This window comes from Pseudomonas sp. FSL R10-2964, from assembly GCF_009600035.1.
In the GTDB taxonomy this organism is placed as follows: domain Bacteria; phylum Pseudomonadota; class Gammaproteobacteria; order Pseudomonadales; family Pseudomonadaceae; genus Aquipseudomonas; species Aquipseudomonas bubulae.
Genome location: NZ_WIWH01000146.1, coordinates 1 through 267 on the forward strand (window position 1 = coordinate 1; position 267 = coordinate 267).

At 58.4% G+C, this 267-nt stretch carries 1 pseudogene; it reads right to left on the reverse strand.

What is annotated here, in order from left to right:
* A pseudogene (locus GHN92_RS24000) lies at window positions 1-267 on the reverse strand (ligand-gated channel); the annotation flags it as partial.

Consider the following 267-nt stretch of genomic DNA (forward strand, 5'->3'; position numbering starts at 1 on the left):
GTGCTGGTCCAGCCCGCTGTGCTGGTGCTGGACAGGCCAAACAGGTGATCGGTGCGGGTGTAATTAAGCGAGTAGTTGATGTCGCGCCAAACCCAGTAGTTGGGGTTGACGGTACTTTTGCGGCTGAGAATCTGCGGGTAGTCGTGGTACACCAACCCGGCTTCGAGCTTGGCGTCATCGTCAAAGGTGTAAGTGGTTTTGCTGCCGATCCAGGTGGAGCCGAGCTTGGTCGAGTCGCCGCGCGTATCACGGGTGGCGATGTTGGTT